This is a genomic window from Anaerocolumna chitinilytica (genome assembly GCF_014218355.1).
Lineage (GTDB): Bacteria > Bacillota > Clostridia > Lachnospirales > Lachnospiraceae > Anaerocolumna > Anaerocolumna chitinilytica.
Window position 1 is genome coordinate 2,240,310 of sequence record NZ_AP023368.1, and the last position, 18,314, is coordinate 2,258,623.

16 protein-coding genes are annotated in these 18,314 nt (G+C 37.2%); 9 read left to right on the forward strand and 7 right to left on the reverse strand.

Annotated features, from left to right (window positions below; all coding sequences use genetic code 11):
• Genes bsdcttw_RS09715 through bsdcttw_RS09735 form a run of 5 tightly spaced genes read left to right on the forward strand, consistent with a single transcriptional unit; the run spans position 1 to position 3,863 of the window.
• Positions 1 to 762 (forward strand): nucleoside phosphorylase, encoded by a 762-nt coding sequence (locus tag bsdcttw_RS09715; RefSeq protein ID WP_185259176.1) that lies wholly within the window; start codon positions 1 to 3, stop codon positions 760 to 762.
• Positions 755 to 1,372: an ECF transporter S component gene (locus tag bsdcttw_RS09720; RefSeq protein WP_185259177.1), complete on the forward strand. Its 618-nt coding sequence runs from the start codon at positions 755 to 757 to the stop codon at positions 1,370 to 1,372. The genes bsdcttw_RS09715 and bsdcttw_RS09720 overlap by 8 nt, the downstream gene beginning before the upstream one ends.
• 57 nt (positions 1,373 to 1,429) lie before the next feature.
• Positions 1,430 to 2,206: an energy-coupling factor transporter transmembrane component T family protein gene (locus bsdcttw_RS09725; RefSeq protein ID WP_185259178.1), complete on the forward strand. Its 777-nt coding sequence runs from the start codon at positions 1,430 to 1,432 to the stop codon at positions 2,204 to 2,206.
• A complete protein-coding gene (locus bsdcttw_RS09730) occupies positions 2,194 to 3,045 on the forward strand; it encodes an energy-coupling factor ABC transporter ATP-binding protein (protein WP_185259179.1) in 852 nt (283 codons plus the stop codon). The genes bsdcttw_RS09725 and bsdcttw_RS09730 overlap by 13 nt, the downstream gene beginning before the upstream one ends.
• Positions 3,045 to 3,863, forward strand: a complete 819-nt coding sequence (locus tag bsdcttw_RS09735; protein WP_185259180.1) for an energy-coupling factor ABC transporter ATP-binding protein — start codon at positions 3,045 to 3,047, stop codon at positions 3,861 to 3,863. Before bsdcttw_RS09730 ends, bsdcttw_RS09735 begins: the two co-directional genes overlap by 1 nt.
• 167 nt (positions 3,864 to 4,030) lie before the next feature.
• On the opposite strand, the gene bsdcttw_RS09740 is transcribed toward bsdcttw_RS09735, so the two are convergent.
• From bsdcttw_RS09740 to bsdcttw_RS09750, 3 genes are all read right to left on the reverse strand, one after another.
• On the reverse strand, positions 4,031 to 4,228 hold the full coding sequence (locus bsdcttw_RS09740) for a hypothetical protein (protein WP_185259181.1): 198 nt from the start codon (positions 4,226 to 4,228) through the stop codon (positions 4,031 to 4,033).
• Positions 4,229 to 4,302: 74 nt separating this feature from the next.
• A complete protein-coding gene (locus bsdcttw_RS09745; RefSeq protein WP_185259182.1) occupies positions 4,303 to 4,512 on the reverse strand; it encodes a hypothetical protein in 210 nt (69 codons plus the stop codon).
• A gap of 16 nt (positions 4,513 to 4,528) precedes the next feature.
• Entirely contained in the window at positions 4,529 to 10,072 is a 5,544-nt protein-coding gene (locus bsdcttw_RS09750; protein ID WP_185259183.1) for a DNRLRE domain-containing protein, read from the reverse strand.
• A gap of 355 nt (positions 10,073 to 10,427) precedes the next feature.
• Here bsdcttw_RS09750 and bsdcttw_RS09755 point away from each other — a divergent pair, with 355 nt between their 5' ends.
• Complete coding sequence (locus bsdcttw_RS09755) at positions 10,428 to 10,931, forward strand: nitroreductase family protein (protein WP_185259184.1); 504 nt, start codon at positions 10,428 to 10,430, stop codon at positions 10,929 to 10,931.
• 319 nt (positions 10,932 to 11,250) lie between these two features.
• Here the strand turns inward: bsdcttw_RS09755 and bsdcttw_RS09760 are convergent, their stop codons facing one another.
• Positions 11,251 to 11,838: a TetR/AcrR family transcriptional regulator gene (locus bsdcttw_RS09760; protein ID WP_185259185.1), complete on the reverse strand. Its 588-nt coding sequence runs from the start codon at positions 11,836 to 11,838 to the stop codon at positions 11,251 to 11,253.
• 528 nt (positions 11,839 to 12,366) lie between these two features.
• Here bsdcttw_RS09760 and bsdcttw_RS09770 point away from each other — a divergent pair.
• Positions 12,367 to 13,191: a nitroreductase family protein gene (locus tag bsdcttw_RS09770; protein ID WP_185259186.1), complete on the forward strand. Its 825-nt coding sequence runs from the start codon at positions 12,367 to 12,369 to the stop codon at positions 13,189 to 13,191.
• A 385-nt stretch (positions 13,192 to 13,576) separates the two neighbouring features.
• On the opposite strand, the gene bsdcttw_RS09775 is transcribed toward bsdcttw_RS09770, so the two are convergent.
• A complete protein-coding gene (locus bsdcttw_RS09775) occupies positions 13,577 to 13,786 on the reverse strand; it encodes a hypothetical protein (protein ID WP_185259187.1) in 210 nt (69 codons plus the stop codon).
• Positions 13,787 to 14,324: 538 nt separating this feature from the next.
• Between bsdcttw_RS09775 and bsdcttw_RS09780 the strand changes: the two genes are divergently transcribed.
• Positions 14,325 to 15,179, forward strand: a complete 855-nt coding sequence (locus bsdcttw_RS09780) for an alpha/beta fold hydrolase (RefSeq protein WP_185259188.1) — start codon at positions 14,325 to 14,327, stop codon at positions 15,177 to 15,179.
• Here bsdcttw_RS09780 and bsdcttw_RS25495 read toward each other — a convergent pair.
• Positions 15,133 to 15,483 (reverse strand): oxidoreductase, encoded by a 351-nt coding sequence (locus tag bsdcttw_RS25495; RefSeq protein ID WP_185259765.1) that lies wholly within the window; start codon positions 15,481 to 15,483, stop codon positions 15,133 to 15,135. The genes bsdcttw_RS09780 and bsdcttw_RS25495 overlap by 47 nt on opposite strands.
• A 323-nt stretch (positions 15,484 to 15,806) precedes the next feature.
• Positions 15,807 to 16,637: a helix-turn-helix domain-containing protein gene (locus tag bsdcttw_RS09790; protein WP_185259189.1), complete on the reverse strand. Its 831-nt coding sequence runs from the start codon at positions 16,635 to 16,637 to the stop codon at positions 15,807 to 15,809.
• A 144-nt stretch (positions 16,638 to 16,781) separates the two neighbouring features.
• Between bsdcttw_RS09790 and bsdcttw_RS09795 the strand changes: the two genes are divergently transcribed.
• Positions 16,782 to 18,209 carry an alpha-L-fucosidase gene (locus bsdcttw_RS09795; protein ID WP_185259190.1) on the forward strand — a complete coding sequence of 476 codons (1,428 nt, stop codon included), beginning with the start codon at positions 16,782 to 16,784 and terminating at the stop codon, positions 18,207 to 18,209.
• Positions 18,210 to 18,314 lie beyond the last annotated feature (105 nt).

Here is an 18,314-nt window from a genome sequence, read left to right on the forward strand (position 1 = left end):
ATGGAAGAAAAACAGGCGCACATCAGATTGTCGAGACAGGAAAGTGCCAGGTATGCTTTATTACCCGGAGACCCCGGAAGGATTGACTCAATCAAAGAATATCTATCCGATGTGAAGGAACTTGCATATAACCGCGAAATGAGAAGTATCAGTGGTTATTATAAAGGAATTAAAGTACTAGCCGTGTCCACCGGAATGGGAGGAGCGTCAACTGGTATCACAGTAGAGGAACTTCATAATATTGGTGTGGAATATATGATACGGATTGGAAGCTGCGGAGCACTGGAGCCATCCATCCAACTGGGGGATTTGATACTGGTCAATGGGGCGGTTCGTGATGAGGGGGCATCGAAGGCTTATATAGAGGCAATTTATCCTGCTATCCCTGATACAAGACTATTAATGGCTACAATTCAAGCGGCCGAGGAACTGAAATGCCGATTCCACATTGGAAGGGCAAGAAGCCATGACAGTTTTTACACAGACCGCGAAGAAGAGATTGATACCTATTGGTCAAAACGCGGTATCTTAGGAGCAGATATGGAGACGGCTGCACTATTTACCATTGGAGCTCTCAGAGGAGTCAAATGTGCTTCGATTTTGAATACTGTCGTTGAATACGAAGAGGATCTGACAAAAAACATCAATGACTATGTGGATGGAGAATCAGTAGTAAAACAAGGTGAGGTGCATGAAATTATCACGGCACTGGAAGCCTTTGTGATAGAAAATAAAAATAATGGAGGTAGGGACAATGAGTAAAAAAGGGAAAAATCTATGGTCACTGAAATTTAACACAGCAACATTGGTATTGATTCCGGCAGCAATTGGTATTAACTATCTTGGTAAATTATTTGCAGGAGTATTAAAACTTCCACTGTGGCTGGATTCCATCGGTACCTGTCTGGCTGCTGTTCTTGCCGGTCCCATCGCCGGAGCAATCGTTGGCGCAGTAAATAATATTATCTACGGTTTGACTATGGATCCGGTGTCGACAATTTATGCATTGACCAATATAGCAATCGGTGTGGTAGTTGGTGTTATGGCATATAACGGGTATATGAAGAATATATTAGCGGCATTATTGACAGCAATTCTGACCGGACTTGCAGCAGTTGTCGTATCAACTCCTTTGAATGTTATCTTCTGGGGCGGACAGACCGGTAATGTATGGGGAGATGCTCTTTATGCAACTGCAATAGCAAATCATTTTCCTGTATTTATTGCATCTTTCTTTGATGAGATTGTTGTGGATTTACCGGATAAAATTGCTGTAATTTTAATCGTTTTTGCAATCAGCAAAGGTTTACCTAAGAGTTTGATCGCACTCTATCAGACAAGCGATAAGGTAGAAAGCCTGGATGATAAATAATAAGTAGGATAGCATGAAGGTGAATAAGCAGACCTGCAAAAGACAATAGGAGTGGTCATGAAAAGTATCAGCTTATATAGGGAAAAGAATTCAATATTAAATAAACTGGCACCGGAAAGTAAGATATTATATATCATAATTGCATTATTACTACCTGTAATTACAGGCAGTAGAATCGTAAGCGTGGTATTTATTCTATGCAGCCTCTGCCTTCTGCTAGCTTCGAAAGTCATAAAGCATACGCTGCCGATACTGGGATTATCCGGCTTTGTATTAGTAACCGTTGTCATTATTCAAGGGTTGTTCAGGGCAGGTAATGTAACACCATTGGTTCATGTTGGCCCCTTGGTATTTTATAAAGAAGGCTTATTGTTTGCGTTAAGCATCGTAATTAATGTGTTAAACATATTACTTAGCTTTTGTGTCCTGATTTTAACCACCAAGCCCTCGGATATGGTTGAGAACTTAATTCGTAAAGGCTTCTCACCAAGATTCGGATATGTCTTGTTATCTGTATTTCAAATCATTCCGCAGATGACGGAAACGATGGCTACGATTACGGATGCCCAGCGAAGCAGAGGAATGGAGACGGAAGGCAGCCTGTTTGTAAGAATGAAAGCATTTATACCATTGATATCCCCGGTTGTCATGAGTTCTTTGATTAATACGAAGGAGCGGGCACTAGCACTGGAGGTTCGAGGCTTTAATGCTAAGAATAAGAAGACATTTTATAATGATGAGAAGAAATCGGGAATGGATAAAATAATACAGATTGCAATGCTTTTGCTATTGCTGCTTGGTATTGGCTGGAGGATTGTGGTATGGTTAAAATAGTGATAGAAAATCTGAAATACAAATACCCGGCTACCGAACATCTGGCCTTGGATGGAATCTCTTGTTCCATTGAGGAGGGCGAATTTATAGGGATTATAGGCAAGAACGAATCGGGTAAGAGCACACTTTGCCAAGCAATTGCAGGTTTGGTACCAAACTTTTATAAAGGGGCATATGGCGGGAAGGTTCTGATTGATGACCTGGAAGTTAAGAATGAAGAAATCAGTGACCTATGTAAAAAGGTGGGAACTGTATTTCAAAACCCTTTTAATCAGGTTACCGGATCAAAATTAACAGTTTGTGAAGAAATAGCCTTCGGCTTAGAGAATTTAGGAGTGCCAAAATCCGAAATGATAAAACGAATCGATGAAGCCATGGAACTATTAGATATCAAAAGCTTAGGGGATCGGTATCCTTTTGATTTATCCGGAGGTCAGATGCAACGTATGGCTATTGCCAGCATTATTGCAATGAAGCCGGAGGTTATCGTTTTGGATGAACCAACTTCCCAACTTGACCCACAAGGTAGAGAAGAAGTATATCAGGCGGTTCAGAAGCTGAGTAAAAGCGGTATTACTGTTATTATGGTGGATCATAATATGGAGAAAATTGCTGCTTACAGTGACCGCGTCCTATTGTTGCATGAAGGAAAGCAAATCGCATTTGATACTCCTCAGAAGATTTTCTCAAGAGATGACTTGGAGTATTATGGTGTAGAATCACCGGTATTTACAAAAATATGCCGAGGATTAGGCATCACAAATAAACAGACGGGTTGCTATCCGGTGACCTTAGATGAAGCCGAGGATTTTATCAAAAAAGTAGAGGGGGAGAAATAATGGATCAAAACCCAATACTGAAAATAAAGGATTTGTCTTTTTCCTATCAGAAGGGAGAGGAGATTCTGAAGGGACTCAATTTTGAGCTGGATGAACGTTCCACTGCAATCATTGGCCAGAACGGTGCCGGTAAAACAACTCTTGTAAAGCTACTAAAAGGTCTGCTCCGACCGACAAGTGGCTCCATAGATTTTGAAGGTAAAGATATAACAGCAATGACAGTAGCGCAATTGGCAAAACATATTGGTATGGTCTTTCAAAATCCAAACGATCAGATTTTTAAAAATCGTGTATTGGATGAAGTTATGTTTGGTCCTTTAAAGATTGGTATGGACGAGACGAAAGCGAAACAAAAAGCAATGGAGTCTCTTGAACAGGTAGGGTTATTGGAGTTAGCTGATGAAAATCCATATGATTTAGGACTGTCGAGCAGAAAGCTGGTGGCAATCGCCTCCATTCTGGCGATGGATACGAAGGTAATTATATTGGATGAGCCAACAATCGCTCAGGATTATCATGGAAAAGAATTGATTAAAACCGTCATTCGTAAGCTGCGCGCTGAAGGAAAGACCGTTATAACAATAATTCATGACATGGATTTTGTGGCAGATACATTTGAACGAGCTATAGTTGTTGCTCATGGAACGATTCTTATAGATGGTACAACAAGAGAGGTATTTGCGAAGGAAGATATATTAAGGCAGGCTAATTTGGAGCAGCCAAATGTCACTAAGCTGTGTAGAAGTTTAGGCTATGATGAGATTTTTCTGACAACGGATGAATTTATAGGGTATCAGAAAGAGAAACTCAAGGCGTAGTGTGTATAAGACTTATAATACAAGAATGGGCAAGAACCACCTAAAAATGGTCTTGCCCATAAATTATAGTTAAAATTTTATATCAGTTTTTTGTGTTTACATGGACTTTGAAACGGTCTCGAAACAGCTCCGATAATTTAGCCAGACTAGTTCTACGCTTGAAGCCATCATTTTTTAAAGATTTTCATAATGATACGCGTAATAAACGGGAGTACAACTAAACCGATAATCATTGGTATTACATAGCACATTATTGTCCACACCAGGGCCGTTTCATTGTCCATTTTCCCATTATGTTTTATAAATAGAAACAGAACAATCCCAACAATTATCATTGCTGTCAAATCAACAAGTTTCTTTTTCATACGTTTGCCTTTCTTTTTGAAAGGGTTTGGGCTAAGTAATATGTTATTGTCCTTTTTACCAAAGACAAGACAAATTAACTTAATAACACTAAGCATATTATAAAGAATATGCCGGTTAATACTATAAATAAAATTTGCAATTTGAAGTAAGTTACAGCTCTATGATTTAGATCAATATCATTATCTTTCTGAGCTTTCTGCAGTGATTTTATTCCAAGATGAAAGAATACACCAATAACAGCTAATAAAATAAAAAATATAATACCTAGAACTATTTTTAGCATGAGAGTAAACCTCCTCTTAAGATATTTTATCTAAGATGCCATTGTTTTTATGAATATCAAATCTGTCCCATACTTTAGCTATTGCCATTCCAAAAGATAAATTTAAGAATAGACTCAGTCCTGCAACAATTCCATTTATAATCGTTGAAGCTAGTTTTAAACGGGCTTTCAGCAATGCTTGCTTTGTTGCCTGAAGTACTAGGCCTTTAGCATTTTTTCTGAATATTTCTTTAATCGTTCCTGTAGCACCTACAAGGCCAATCGCCAGACCTATAACGAAGATAGCTGCATCAATAGTGAAGGCAATATTATTCACGCTATTCCAAGGTTGATTAAAGTTCCATAAATGCCCGAAAGGATCTGTATAGTTAACAGGATTGTTTGCACAGTATAGGTAACCATTTGGTATGAATGTTAAAGGGGTTTTTAAAGGTACTGGATTTTTTGTTAATGTATCTATTAATTCTTTAACAGATAAAGGATTGTCTGCATTAATAAATCTTCCAATACTCGGATCATAATATCTCGCCATCAGATAATATAAGCCCGTATATTCATCGTACCGATATCCGGCATACCGATATGGATTAGCTGATGCCATGGTTCCCAATTGTCCTGTGACATTTCCCCAAGCATCATATTCATAGGTTGCCACAATAGCTCCATTACTATTCGTCAATCCAACTGTATCACCATGTGCGTTTAAATGATAATAGTAAGTTATACCATTTTTGGTAAATGTTACAGGGTTTCCGAAAGAGTCCCAAGTATATTCGGCTGTGATATTGTTAGCAGCATCTGTTTCGTATATAACCTTATTGTTATTATCATTATAATGAAAATAAGTTGTAACACCCGATACAGTTGCACTTATCCGTCGTCCTTTATCATCGTATACAAAGGATGCAATCATATTTCCGGCTGAGTCCTTCACCTGTTTTAGTTGATTGATCTCATCATAAACAAAGATTCGATTACCATTATTTATCAGGTTACCATTGACATCATAGGTGTATTGCTGTGTTCCAACGGATATAAGTTCATTTACACTATTATAAGTATAAGTAGTTGTAGTAGCACTTCCAAAAGGCGGTATATACTTTTTTTGAACAATGTTGCCGGCCGCATCATATTGATAATCTATTTCTGCACCTTCTAAAGATGTTTCTTTTACTAATTGATTTAATGAATCATAATTATAGGAAAGATTTCCCACACCGGTTATTATATTGGTGGTATTTCCGTTTGCATCGTAAGAGTATAGTAAGAAATCAAATGGTGTACTACCCGTATTGTAATTTCCTATGGAAGCTATCCGGCCCAAAGCATCATAGACTAAAGTTGTGTAAATTCCGTTTGAACGTTGAATTGTTACAACATTTCCACGTTCATCATAAATGATGTTAGCAAGGTTTGTTGAATTTCTTTGGAGCGCAATCAATTGATTTAATTTGTCATAAGTAGCTCCAAATTGTAGGCTTGTTGTACCGGCCGTTGCAGTAATGGTTGTAAGATTATCATTTGCATCATAACCATATCCTATACTGTTGGCTGACCCTTCGGATACATTCGTTAATTGATTATTTCCATCATAGGTATAAGCTGTTGATTTTCCTGTCAGGAGGTTACTTGTATTCGTAATGTTGCTATTCCTGTCATATTGATAGCTCCAAACTTGAACACCATTGTAATATACACCATTTTTTCTGTTTAGGGCATCGTAAGAATAGGTTATGGTGTCTCCTTTGGGATAAATTTGTTTTGTTGTATTTCCATTTTTATCAAAGTCAAATTTCGTTACTTGAGCCAACGGATTTGTAATGCTTGTAAGTAAATTTTGTTCATTATATTGATAGAAGGTAGAATGGTTCTTAGCGTCTTTTACGGTGACACAATTACCTGCATTATCATATTCAAAAGATGTAATTCCATTTTTGGCATCTGTTATCTGGGTTAGAAGGTTTATGTTGTTGTATGCAAAGGAACTCGTATTGTTTTTGGCATCTGTAACGGAAGTAACATTTCCAACAGCATCGAATACAGATATAACTTCGTTCTCATAGGGATCCGTGACGCTTGTTTGATAATTGCCATTGGTATCGTAACTATAGGCAGTGATAGTCGATTCCATTTCTAAACGCATTGCGTCGAACCATGCTGTTCCGGTTTGATTATAGAAATAGCAATATACGTCAATAGAATTGAATGTTTTGTTTTGTGCAGGCTGGACTTTTACCGCAATATGCTGCCAGCCTTCGGTGGTTGCACGAAAGTCGTTTGCATTACTCCAGTCTGTGGTGCCATCCGTGTTGTTAATCGCTATCTGTAACTCATAATACCCTCCGGAGGGATTAGCTCCGACTTGTTTTGACCATCCGGATAATGTAAACCTGCTGTTACCATTACCTGAAAGATTAATACGTTGTCTGATAAATTTGTTTATACCACTTTGCCCGGTAATCTTAAAGGAATAGGATCCTACTAATTTTTCGGACGAGTCCAAGTGGTCGGCAGCAGTTAAAGTACTGCTTCCAATCCAGTAGTCGGGCATAAGAGAAGTGATAGTGGAACGTTCAAAACTTGAATTTTCAACAAGATTATATGCGCTGACAACTGTGCCTGCCTCAAGTTGAACACCATCGAAATAAAGGATGCCGCTCATGGCTCCGCTTATCCCAAGATTAACCCTTAGGTAACTTGTTCCGTTCGGAATGGAAGTTATTACGGCTTGTATGCGTGCCCAGTCAGCTATATAGAAAGCCCCCAGCCCATAAGGATAAGTTTGCTCGCCTATTTTTACATTAGTGCTGTTAAAGAATTCTATCTTAATAATTATACGGTTACTACTTACAACATTTTGTGCCATATAATAGGCACTCACAATATAACTCTGTCCGGTTGTAACAGGAATGTTAGAGGAGGCTATAGTAGCCCAGCCCGTTGTATTTGAAATGCTATAGCTTTTCAGACCAAATTTCGGATTGTTCACCAAAGTAAAAGTTGCGGTTTTCCCTGTTTCAGTTACCTTTGTCCAGTAGGAAGCATTATTGTTACTATCAAAGATTTCAAAACTGGAATTTGGAATGAGGTTATTTGTGGTTGACATAGCCAACGTATCATAAGCAGTATTTCCATTAGAAAAATATCTGCTCGCGGTAGCTTGTATATTAGAATCAATTATATCTGTCAAATTGTTATTCGCATTGTAATCAAAGCCGGTAATATTATTGTTAAAATCATTTACCTGGGTTAAATTATTTTTACTATCATAAGTGTAATTAGCTATTTGATTTTCTGGTTGTTTATAACTGGTTATGTTGCCATTGGAATCATAGGTATAGACATAAGAGCTTGTGCCCCCGGCACTATTCGAATTTGGATCAACTATTTGTGTAAGGTTATTATTACTATCGTAGAAGAAGGTTGTAATAGCTCTGGTTGATGGATCCAAAGGGTTTTCCGTTGTTTGAACTATATTTCCATTGGGATTATAGGTATAGTCGATACGTCTGCCTTCTCCATCGACCACAGAGGTGACGTTATTTGTCGTATCATATGCATAGGTACTGGCGCTTGTCTGCACGACACCGTTAATTGTAATAAGCCTATTTACGCTGCTGACCCTGTCATTTGCAGTATCATATGCAATCGTTTCTGTTGTAATATTCCTTTCGTCCGTAATCGAAGTTAGATTATGATTACCATCATAGCCATAAGTAATGAATTTACCTATAGCGTTCGTATATTTCGTCAAATTATTATTAGCATCATACTCGTAAGTGACAGTTCTGCTTCCTGCATAAGTGATGGTTGATACATATCCATTTGTCCCATAGGATATTGTTGTTATTCTTCCGGAGGCGTCTGTAATAGAACTTAATCTGCCACTGGTATAAGAATAATTTGTGATATTGTTGTTGGTATCAACAATAGAACTAATGTTACCGGTGGTGTTAAAATTAGTTATTGTTCCATTGTTTTGGGTAATTGAGTATGTCCCATCTGTATGTTTCACAAGAGTAAGATAAATGCCACCGGCAGCAGTATAAGTTCCATCTATTGCCTGCCCGAAAATATGTCTTGTACCATCAGAGTCGATAAAAGTTATAGGACCGGTTCCGGCATCAACGACCTGTAGCTCTATATTGCTTCTCCAGCCGTAGCCAAAGATACCTGCGGCCAAGCTTCGGCTATTGTATGTTCGTACAACACTTACAGGGATACCTCTCCCCTGAATTGAGAAGTCGGTATATTGCTGTACTAGGTTACCGTTTGAAGGATTAACTCCATCCTTTGTATAGCTCCAAAAACTTTCTATGCCCAATGCATCAATATAATAATTAATTGAAAGTCTTGGTGTGAAATTACCGCTGTTAACACTTCTGAATGACCGGAAGGAAGCCGTTTCAGGCTGCTGTTTCAGTACGAATCCATAATTTGATAGACTGCCGTTATACCAATCTTTTACGAGCTGTGTAATATCCCATTGCCAATAGGTATTGAAAGCATTATTCGTTGTAGTAGATTCAGGCGCAGTATTTGTTACCGGTTGAGTATTCCACGTTACCGAACTTCCCCAGTTACTGGTTATTCGATGCAGCCCAATTGTAGAGTTTGTTGTATCAGAATTAGTCTGATATGCATTAAAGGAAGCGCTTAAAATTCTACTGCTGCTCGGAAGACTTGGCAGAAAAAACTTTGTAAGAGAACGCATTATACCATAATAGGAAGGATCATTTCCTGTGTAAGTCAACGGCAAATTTGAGAAAGTTGAAGTGGGAAACTGGCTTGCTACAAAGGTATCTTCCATGACATCCCAAGTGTCAATAGTCGGGTCAAGAACAACCGGATATTGAGTCGAATCATCTTGAAGAAAGTCATAATCCGCAACCACATCCAGATAAGTCCCTTGCTCCTCCTTGCGCAATACTAAAGTTACCTTATCTGTAATTTTATTATTAGCATCGATCATATATGGCTTCCTAAAAACCCATATCTTATCACCGTCATCTGTAGAGAATGTAATTGTGCCATCTGGTTCAACAACATCAATTACTCCTTTTAAGTTGAGTTCAAAGGTAAGAGTGTTGTTATCTGGCAATTGCGAAAAGATTATATTTTCTTTTACGGACATGCCTTGTAATTGGTAACTTAAGTCAGTACCTGGGAAGATATTTGTATAAGTAATCCCAGTGCCGTCTACTTTTCCTTTCACAGTATTTGCATTTACTGGGTTCAATGAAATACTTTTTTCGCCTTCTGAAATTATTAAAAGATTAGCTGTAGAAACTTTATTCTTAAACTTTACTCTCATACGGTTATAAGTATTTTCAAAGTTGTTTGCGACAGTGTGTAAGGTATTATCTATTTTTCTCCATTGTTTTTCTTGCGTGTCCTGATAAAATTGAGGTGTGTTATATATAACTTCTGTAAAACTGCCATCCGGATTTGCAAAGCAAGTGGAAAATTGAGTGCGTTTGTTTGTCAGCTCTATCGTGGTGTTCGGATGGTTATTAGATATCTTGCTAATATCTGGTGTGTAGAATGAGTTTTTGTTCATGTTTTTCTCCTTTCTTAAAATCTAATTTTTGAGTATTATTTTAAGGAATTGTTTATAGTTCGTCTTTATCTGGTGTACTTGTTAAAATTATATTGTAAACATTTTAATTTATTACAATTTAAATGATAAAAATTATTATTAAGCATAAAATATTGCCAACTTCTATCATCCAGAGCGATTCTTATCTTTGATAAATCTCAGTTTTCCCCCTAATATAGATGCAAGTCTTGTTTGAAATTCCCCCTTTTAGTAAGTATGTTACGAAATAGTGCGTATTGTCTTTTTTGTGTAATACTGGTATTATGTTTCGTAAAGAGTGAATACGTTCAAATAATGATTAAAGGAGCAATAATATATGTTAGATGCTATTTTCCAACGAAGAAGTATAAGAAAGTTTTTAGATAAACCAGTAAGTCAGGATTTGGTTACAGAAATAATTCGGGCAGGAATGTATGCCCCATCTGCAAAAAATAAGCGTTCGTGGAGTTTTATTGTTTGTGATATAGAGGAATCCCTTTCAAAAATACAGCAGGTTCATCAATGGACCAAAATGCTTGATACCGCTCCCATATGTATTGTGGTATGTGGAGATACAGAACAGGAATCTTATCCGGGGAGTTATGTTGCCGATTGCAGTCTTGCCACAGAAAATATTATGATTGCCGCTAAGTCACTCGGTTTGGATACCTGTTGGATTAGCTTTTACCCTTACAAGGAATGGGAGAACTCTTTTTCGGATTTATTTCAACTTCCCGACCACATTAAGCCCTTTTGTGGGATAGCCTTGGGGTATGGAAATGAGCATCACCAACAGCCCGATAGGTTTGAGTCAGAAAAAATTCATTTTAATAAATGGTAATAATAGCCGCCTATCGAAGATTTTTGCTTCTTTGATGGGCGGCTTTTTACATTTCGGGATTAAATATAATGGCGTTTTAGCTCAAATGATTTAGGTAGCTTAGTTAAGCAATAATGTCATCAGTGCTTTCTGATGCAGCTTCTCCTACGATGGGCGATGTTGAGTTTTTCAAATGACATCTGATCCAGGAGCACCACAACAGACTTTCCGATGTCCGCCAGAAACTGCTCTTCAACCTTGTGTACAAACTTTGGGACACTCCCAACAAACGCTTTCGTCTAAAGTAGATATCATTTCCTTAAATTCAATATATAAAATTCTATACATATGCTGTTTCTATACCTGCTAATATAAAAGGAAGTATTTGTGAGACCAATTCAGAATTGTTATTAGATTTTACCTCCTTATGACATTGATTTGTGGCAAAATATATGGAACCACTGATCATTATGGCATAGGTATCTATTTTTTTTTCATCAACCTTAGTACTAGTAACTTTATTCAATAGCAAGTTCTTAACAATAGTATACAGTTTTAATTGTATCTTAGAATCAAATAGCGAAGAAGCAGAGCGATATACTTGTTTACAGTGAGATTTAACTGTTTCATTATAATCACACATGATTAAAATCAATTCTTTAAGAGTTTCTTCTGTTAACTCTGCTTCAGGTTTTATTTTATCTGACACTAAGCTCGTAAATGTCTCTGAAATCAAATTATCTAGAAGTGCATATTTATCCTCAAAATGCGCATAAAACGTTGCCCTGTTTATTATTGCCCTATCCGCTATATCCTTAACTGTTATAGCTTCAAAATCCTTTTCACTTGCTAAGGACAAAAATGCATCTTGGATTAAATTGTGTGTTCTGTTAACCCGCGGATCATTTTTTTTAGAATTAATTTTCATATTAAAATCCTCATGTTTAGCAAATATTTTTATTAATTCACATCAATTTAATTCATGTGTTGTATATGCAACACAATCCGATATCTGATGGTTGAAATAGTGTATACTTAATTTTAATATAATAACATACACAAGTCGCTTTTGCAACACGTGTTAGAAATGTTACGGAACATCGATAATACCTAAACCAGGTAGATAAAGCCAAGATATAATAAATAGATAGGAGATGATGACATTGAAAATAGAAATAGATATTTGGAGTGATTATTCCTGCCCGTTCTGTTTCATTGGAAAAAAAGACTTGAGAACGTAATTAGTCAATTTGCGGAACAGCATACGGTTAAAGTATGCCATATCTGGCGCACAGCCCGAACAGGTATTTAGGAATATGCTCAACAGACTCTTAGATGAAGAGCAGATATCATTAGAAGAGCAATATACAAGTCAGTTAAGTGGTGAAAGCATCAGCACTGAAGGTTTTTGTAACATCTAGTTTAACCAAACAAGTGCAAATTTAAGGAGGATATTATGCAACTATTAGATGCAATAACTAAAAGAAGATCAATCCGCAAGTACACTTCGGAAGAAATCTCAACAAATACTATGGAGCAGATTAAATCATTCAGCAGGAGTGTAAAACCGCTGGATGAAAGCATAAAAACTGAAATGGATTTTGTCTCCGGAGCTGCGGTGAAGCTGGACTTTAATTTGCCCATCACTGCACCATATTACATTGTATTTTACTCAGAGAAAAAAGAGGGCTATTTGACCAATGCAGGCTTTATGTTACAGCAGATGGATCTTTATCTCTTCACCATCGGTCTTGGAAGCCTTTGGTTAGGAGTAGGGAGACCGGAACAAAAAGTAAAGAATAACATGGAGTATGTTATCGTTCTTGCTTTCGGTATACCGGACGCCCCGCCCCGCCTCGGATTTTCGGAATTCAACATGAGTACACTTTATGATATTTCAACAAAACGTAAACCAATATCTGAAATAATGCTAGGTCAGGACGAAAGGATTGAGTATGCCCGTGTAGCGCCGTCTACTTCCAACTCACAGCCATGGTTTTTTGTGTGTCAGGACGGACGTATTGAAGTATATATCGTTAAGAGGGCAGAATCTGATAATTTCATTAACAACGATGGTAACTTTGAATTAAAACGCGAAAAAGTATCGGATGAAGTACAAAAACGCTACTCGCGAAACAACCAGATCGACATTGGAATTGCACTATGCCACCTGTGGCTTGCAAGTATTCATATCGGAAAGCCATTTTCTTTTAATTTTGGTGGCAAACCTATACTAGAATTAGCACCAAATGAATATGAATTTTTCGGAACGATATCATAAAAGTGAAAAACATGAATTAAGTGAAAGAATCACTCTAATAGTAATCTTCTCTTCAAAGAAATCCTTTGCTTGCAGTTAATACTTTAGAAGAAAGCAAAATATCTGACAGATCAGGAGAATACAACGCGTTGCGGGCACTAAAAAAAACAAGAACCACTGAAAAGTGGTTCTTGCCCATAATTACACTTTAAAATATATACTAGTTTTTCATTTTACTCAGACTTTTAAACAGATTCGAAAAATCGTTGGCACAACATAGCACATTATTGTCCACAACAGCGCTGTATTATTGTCCATTTTCCCATCGTAGGGTTGCCTTTCTTCTTGAAAGGGTTTGAGCTGAGGAATATGTTATTTCACTTTTTTTAACCAAAAACAAGACAAATTAACTTAAAAGTACTAAGCATATTATAAAGAATATACCGGTTAGTACTATAAATAAAATTTGCATTTTGAAGTAAGTTACAGCTCTACGATTTAGATCAATATCATTATCTTTCTGAGCTTTCTGCAGTGATTTTATTCCAAGATGAAAGAATACACCAATAACAGCTAATAAAATAAAAAATATGATCCCTAAAACTATCTTTAGCATGAGAGTAAACCTCCTCTTAAGATATTTTATCTAAGATTCCATTATTTCTATGAATATCAAATCTGTCCCATACTTTAGCCATTGCCATTCCAAAGGATAAATTTAAGAATAGTGTACACTTGCAGTGCCGGCCGTTGCAATAATGGTTGTAAGATTATCATTTGCATCATTACTATATCCTATACTATTTGCTGGCCCTTCAGATACATCGCCTTTGAAATAGATTTGTTTTGTTTTGCGAAGGAGAATCAAACGGCCAAAAAGGGACAAATTGTTTTTGGCGGATTTTCCACTTCTTAATGCTTGTATAGTACAACAAAATACATAAAAGTTAAATAAATAGCAATACATATTGACATAAATGAGATTTTGTTGTACATTGATATGCATAAGTGATTGAAATGGAGTGAGTTACATGAATAATAGTTTCTTAACGGTATATGAAGTTGCGGATATTTTAGGATTGCACCATAAAACTGTTCGTGGATTTATTGCGTGTGGTAATCTATTATTAAGCTGTTAGATAAGGAGGATTCAGATGAAGTTAAATCATGAAATATATAAATCAGATGATGCAAAAAATGAGATCATTAGTATGTATGACGAATTTGTCAAAAGGTATGAATTTGTAAAAAGTATTCAAATTGAGACCATTCAAGGGATAACTCATGTTTTAGTGTGTGGAGAGGAAAATAAACCACCATTGATCTTACTCCACGGATCAGGGATGAATTCTTCCATGTGGCTGGGAGAGCTTCAGGAATATGCAAAATATTACCGAGTGTATGCGGTAGATATACCAGGTGAGCCAGGAAAGAGCTTCCCAATACAAATGCCACTTACTGATAATTCCTATTCTAAATGGTTACATGACGTGATGACGAAGTTAAATGTTAGAAAAGCAAATGTTGTAGGAATATCACTGGGGGGATGGATGGCTCTAAATTATGCAATCGTATTTCCAGACGATGTCGATAGACTTGTTCTTATATCGCCTTCAGGAATTGGGAAACAAAAAGTATCTTTTTTATTATATGCTATTTGGTATGGTTTAAGGGGAGAGAAAGGTGTAGAAAAGCTAATAAGCAAGATAAATGGAGGAAAACAACTGCACCCAAATATGTTACGATATCAAAAGTGTATTCGAAATGGATTCCAATACAGAACGGGAAAAATACCGATATTATCTGATGAAGAGATTCAGAATTTGGCAGTTCCTTGTTGTATTATTGTCGGAGAGAAAGATATTATGCTTTCTTCCCAAGACACAATCCAGAGAATAAAAAAACTTTTACCGCAAGCACAAACGAATTATTTAGAGGGTGAAGGACATGCACTTGTAAATGTTACAAAAAAGGTGTGCGACTTTTTGCTTCAAGACCGCTGTAATTGAAGAATTCTTTGATATGAGTGCTTTTTAAACTGAATCTCATCGCTACAGGATAATTAGGACCACACGAAGTTTTGATTGCCTCTACAATTTCTTTGGCAAACCGCAGGCGGTTGTCAAGGCTGCCTCCATATTCGTCTATGCGCTGATTAAAAAATTCCATTGCAAAACAGTCAAGCATATAGCCTTCGTGAAGAGCGTGTACTTCGATTCCATCGGCTCGGCAATCTTTGCAGATTTTCGCTGCACTGCCAAACGCCTGAACAATTTGTTTGATTTCCTCAGTATTTAAGGCGCGATGCTGAATATTGGGATCTCACTTGTTTGATACCGGTTAGGGTGCGATAAATTCACCTTTGGCTGCAAATGGCATTATTGATCGCCCAGCACTGGCTGTAAGCTGTAAAAAGAACTTGGTGTTATAGGCGTGAAGCTTTTCCGTCAGTTTTGATAATTGATGTTTAAATATACAAGATACAATCGTTGAAATGTGTGCAATAGTAAGTACTCCAATAGTATATACGGACAATTGAATAAAAGGAAATAACAGGTAATATCGAACAGAACTATTGGTTGTGAATGTGTCTTTATTGGCAGCCTCTTTCTGTAAAGCAGAGGTACTGTCATATATTAGTTTATATTAGGAGAAGTGGCTTGTAAACTCATTCGAAAGGATGAGGGTGTAATCCCATATCTTTGCTTAAATAGACGGGTGAAATAGCGATAGTCCTGAAAACCGTATAGAAATGCTGCTTCACTAATACTTGCGGATGGCTGAGCATGCAAATATCTTGCTATACTCTCAAGCCGCAGAGCATTAATATAATCAATGGGAGTGCTGCCAAATTCCTTTGTAAATCTGGAAATAAAATAATTCTTTTGCAGGTGTGTAAGGTCAGCAAGTTCCTGTAGCAGAATCTTCTCTGTGATATGCTCCTGGATATAATTACTTATACTGGAGTAAAAGCTGCTCTTGGTTTCACGCAAAAGAAGTGGAAAATCAACCTTGCTGAAAAATTCATAACATAATTTAGTAAGCAAATAGTTTTGTTTCATTGCTGACAACATAGAAGGAGCCTGATAGGTCTGTATCAGCTGCTCAAATAAAGGAATGATACTATCCGGATCAGGGTAGCAAAACAAGGTATCACGGTGATAGCAAAAATGCCAGACGTCGGAAGGATTTATGGAAAAATGACACCAGTATTTATAAACAGGGTGTTTCGGATTATGACTGTAAGTGTGTTTTACGCCGGCAGGGATTAAGTAAAGCTCTCCTTTTTGGGGATGAAAGGTATTTTGCTGGATGGTAAGGGTGGCTTCGCCGTCCTGAAAATAATAAAACTTGTGGTAATCGTAGCAGCAATTAGTTTCCCCCCAATTGGATGCAACCACATTCAGGCTGGCAACAAGCAGACTAGGATTAAACTGTTGAAAATAGGTAGAGTAATAAGAATTCATAATGCCCTTCTGTTATAAAGATTTATATGCGGATAGTATAATATAATATCATAATATTGTCCACATATTTGTTAACTTTCTCCATTCATCTTGGAGTTTCAACTGATATAATAGAAGCATAAAAATTCTTATAGGAGGGTTATTATGCCTGAAAAATTCGAAGCGTCCTTTGAATCATTGAAAAACTATGAATGCCCGGAATGGTTTAGAAATGTTAAATTCGGTATCTGGAGTCACTGGGGACCACAGAGTGTACCTATGTGCGGGGACTGGTATGCAAGAAATATGTATATACAGGGAACTGACCAGTACAATTATCATATTAGACACTACGGACATCCCTCAAAATTCGGTTATCTGGACTTATGTAAACGCTGGAAAGCGGAGAAATTCGATCCTGATGAGCTTATGGATTTGTATTATAAAGCAGGTGCCAGATATTTTGTGGCACAGGCAATGCACCATGATAATTTTTTTAACTATGCATCAAAAATAAACCGGTATAATTCTGTTAATATTGGGCCTGGTAAGGATATATGCGGGATGTGGAAAGCTGCGGCCGAAAGATATCATATGCCTTTTGGACTGACGGAACATTTAGGAGCCTCCTTTTCCTGGTGGCATACCAACAAGGGAGCAGATACATACGGACCTTACAAAGGGGTACCCTATGACGGCAATAACATAGAGCATATAGACTTTTATCATGCAAATAATGAGCATATTCTCCCAGAAGGCAAAATGGCACAGTGGTTGACCGAAAATAAAAAGTTTCACCAATATTGGCTGGATACCATAAAAGAGTTAACCGATTTGTATCACCCTGATCTACTTTATTCCGACAGTGGGCTGCCTTTTGAAGAGGAGGGTTATCAGCCGGGGCTTGAGGCAGTCTCTTACCTGTATAATGATTCAATTAAAATACATGGTAAAAACCAGGCGGTATATAACCAGAAGAACAGAGAGGCAGAAATCTACAGGGTAGGAGTTCTGGATATAGAAAAAAGCCAGCTGGATCAAATCCAGGAGAAACCGTGGCAGACAGATACCTGTATTGGCAACTGGTTTTATGATGCAAAGCAAAAGTATAAAAAACCGGATCAGATTATAGAAATGCTGGTGGACATTATTTCCAAGAATGGAACCATGTTGTTAAATATACTCCAAAGGCCGGACGGAACCATTGATGAGGAAGCCAGATTTATCCTTGAGGAGTTAGCAAAATGGTTTGAAATTTGCGGGGAAGCAGTTTATGATACCAGACCTTTCAGGAGATTTGGGGAAGGCGATACAAGAGTTATGATTGAAGGATTTAAGGAAGACAAGACCGAATGGAATTCATCCGATTACCGTTTCACTTCAAAAGATAATACCTTGTATGCATATCTTATGAAAGCACCGGATAGCAGAGTGGCTGTTATTAAAACACTTACATCTGATGAGAAAGTTTCTGCTGTATCATTATTAGGTTATGGTCCGGTGGATTATAGCCAGTATTATGGGGTTTTAACAGTAAAGCTTCCCGCTGTACTGCCGACCGGATATACGAATTGTTTAAAAATTAACTTTTAGTCTTATGTGTATTAAATATGAGGTTTATGAGAGGTTGCCCGGAACGATTATTAGTTTCAGGGCAACCTCTTTTTATAAAAAAAGGTTGCTGTTATTTTTCTTTAA

Excerpts from the sequence above, each read along its gene's own strand:
- bsdcttw_RS09715 (WP_185259176.1), top strand. The coding sequence starts at position 1 with ATGGAAGAAAAACAGGCGCACATCAGATTGTCGAGACAGGAAAGTGCC.
- bsdcttw_RS09720 (WP_185259177.1), top strand. The coding sequence starts at position 755 with ATGAGTAAAAAAGGGAAAAATCTATGGTCACTGAAATTTAACACAGCA.
- bsdcttw_RS09725 (WP_185259178.1), top strand. The coding sequence starts at position 1,430 with ATGAAAAGTATCAGCTTATATAGGGAAAAGAATTCAATATTAAATAAA.
- bsdcttw_RS09730 (WP_185259179.1), top strand. The coding sequence starts at position 2,194 with ATGGTTAAAATAGTGATAGAAAATCTGAAATACAAATACCCGGCTACC.
- bsdcttw_RS09735 (WP_185259180.1), top strand. The coding sequence starts at position 3,045 with ATGGATCAAAACCCAATACTGAAAATAAAGGATTTGTCTTTTTCCTAT.
- bsdcttw_RS09740 (WP_185259181.1), bottom strand. The coding sequence starts at position 4,228 with ATGAAAAAGAAACTTGTTGATTTGACAGCAATGATAATTGTTGGGATT.
- bsdcttw_RS09745 (WP_185259182.1), bottom strand. The coding sequence starts at position 4,512 with ATGCTAAAAATAGTTCTAGGTATTATATTTTTTATTTTATTAGCTGTT.
- bsdcttw_RS09750 (WP_185259183.1), bottom strand. The coding sequence starts at position 10,072 with ATGAACAAAAACTCATTCTACACACCAGATATTAGCAAGATATCTAAT.
- bsdcttw_RS09755 (WP_185259184.1), top strand. The coding sequence starts at position 10,428 with ATGTTAGATGCTATTTTCCAACGAAGAAGTATAAGAAAGTTTTTAGAT.
- bsdcttw_RS09760 (WP_185259185.1), bottom strand. The coding sequence starts at position 11,838 with ATGAAAATTAATTCTAAAAAAAATGATCCGCGGGTTAACAGAACACAC.
- bsdcttw_RS09770 (WP_185259186.1), top strand. The coding sequence starts at position 12,367 with ATGCAACTATTAGATGCAATAACTAAAAGAAGATCAATCCGCAAGTAC.
- bsdcttw_RS09775 (WP_185259187.1), bottom strand. The coding sequence starts at position 13,786 with ATGCTAAAGATAGTTTTAGGGATCATATTTTTTATTTTATTAGCTGTT.
- bsdcttw_RS09780 (WP_185259188.1), top strand. The coding sequence starts at position 14,325 with ATGAAGTTAAATCATGAAATATATAAATCAGATGATGCAAAAAATGAG.
- bsdcttw_RS09790 (WP_185259189.1), bottom strand. The coding sequence starts at position 16,637 with ATGAATTCTTATTACTCTACCTATTTTCAACAGTTTAATCCTAGTCTG.
- bsdcttw_RS09795 (WP_185259190.1), top strand. The coding sequence starts at position 16,782 with ATGCCTGAAAAATTCGAAGCGTCCTTTGAATCATTGAAAAACTATGAA.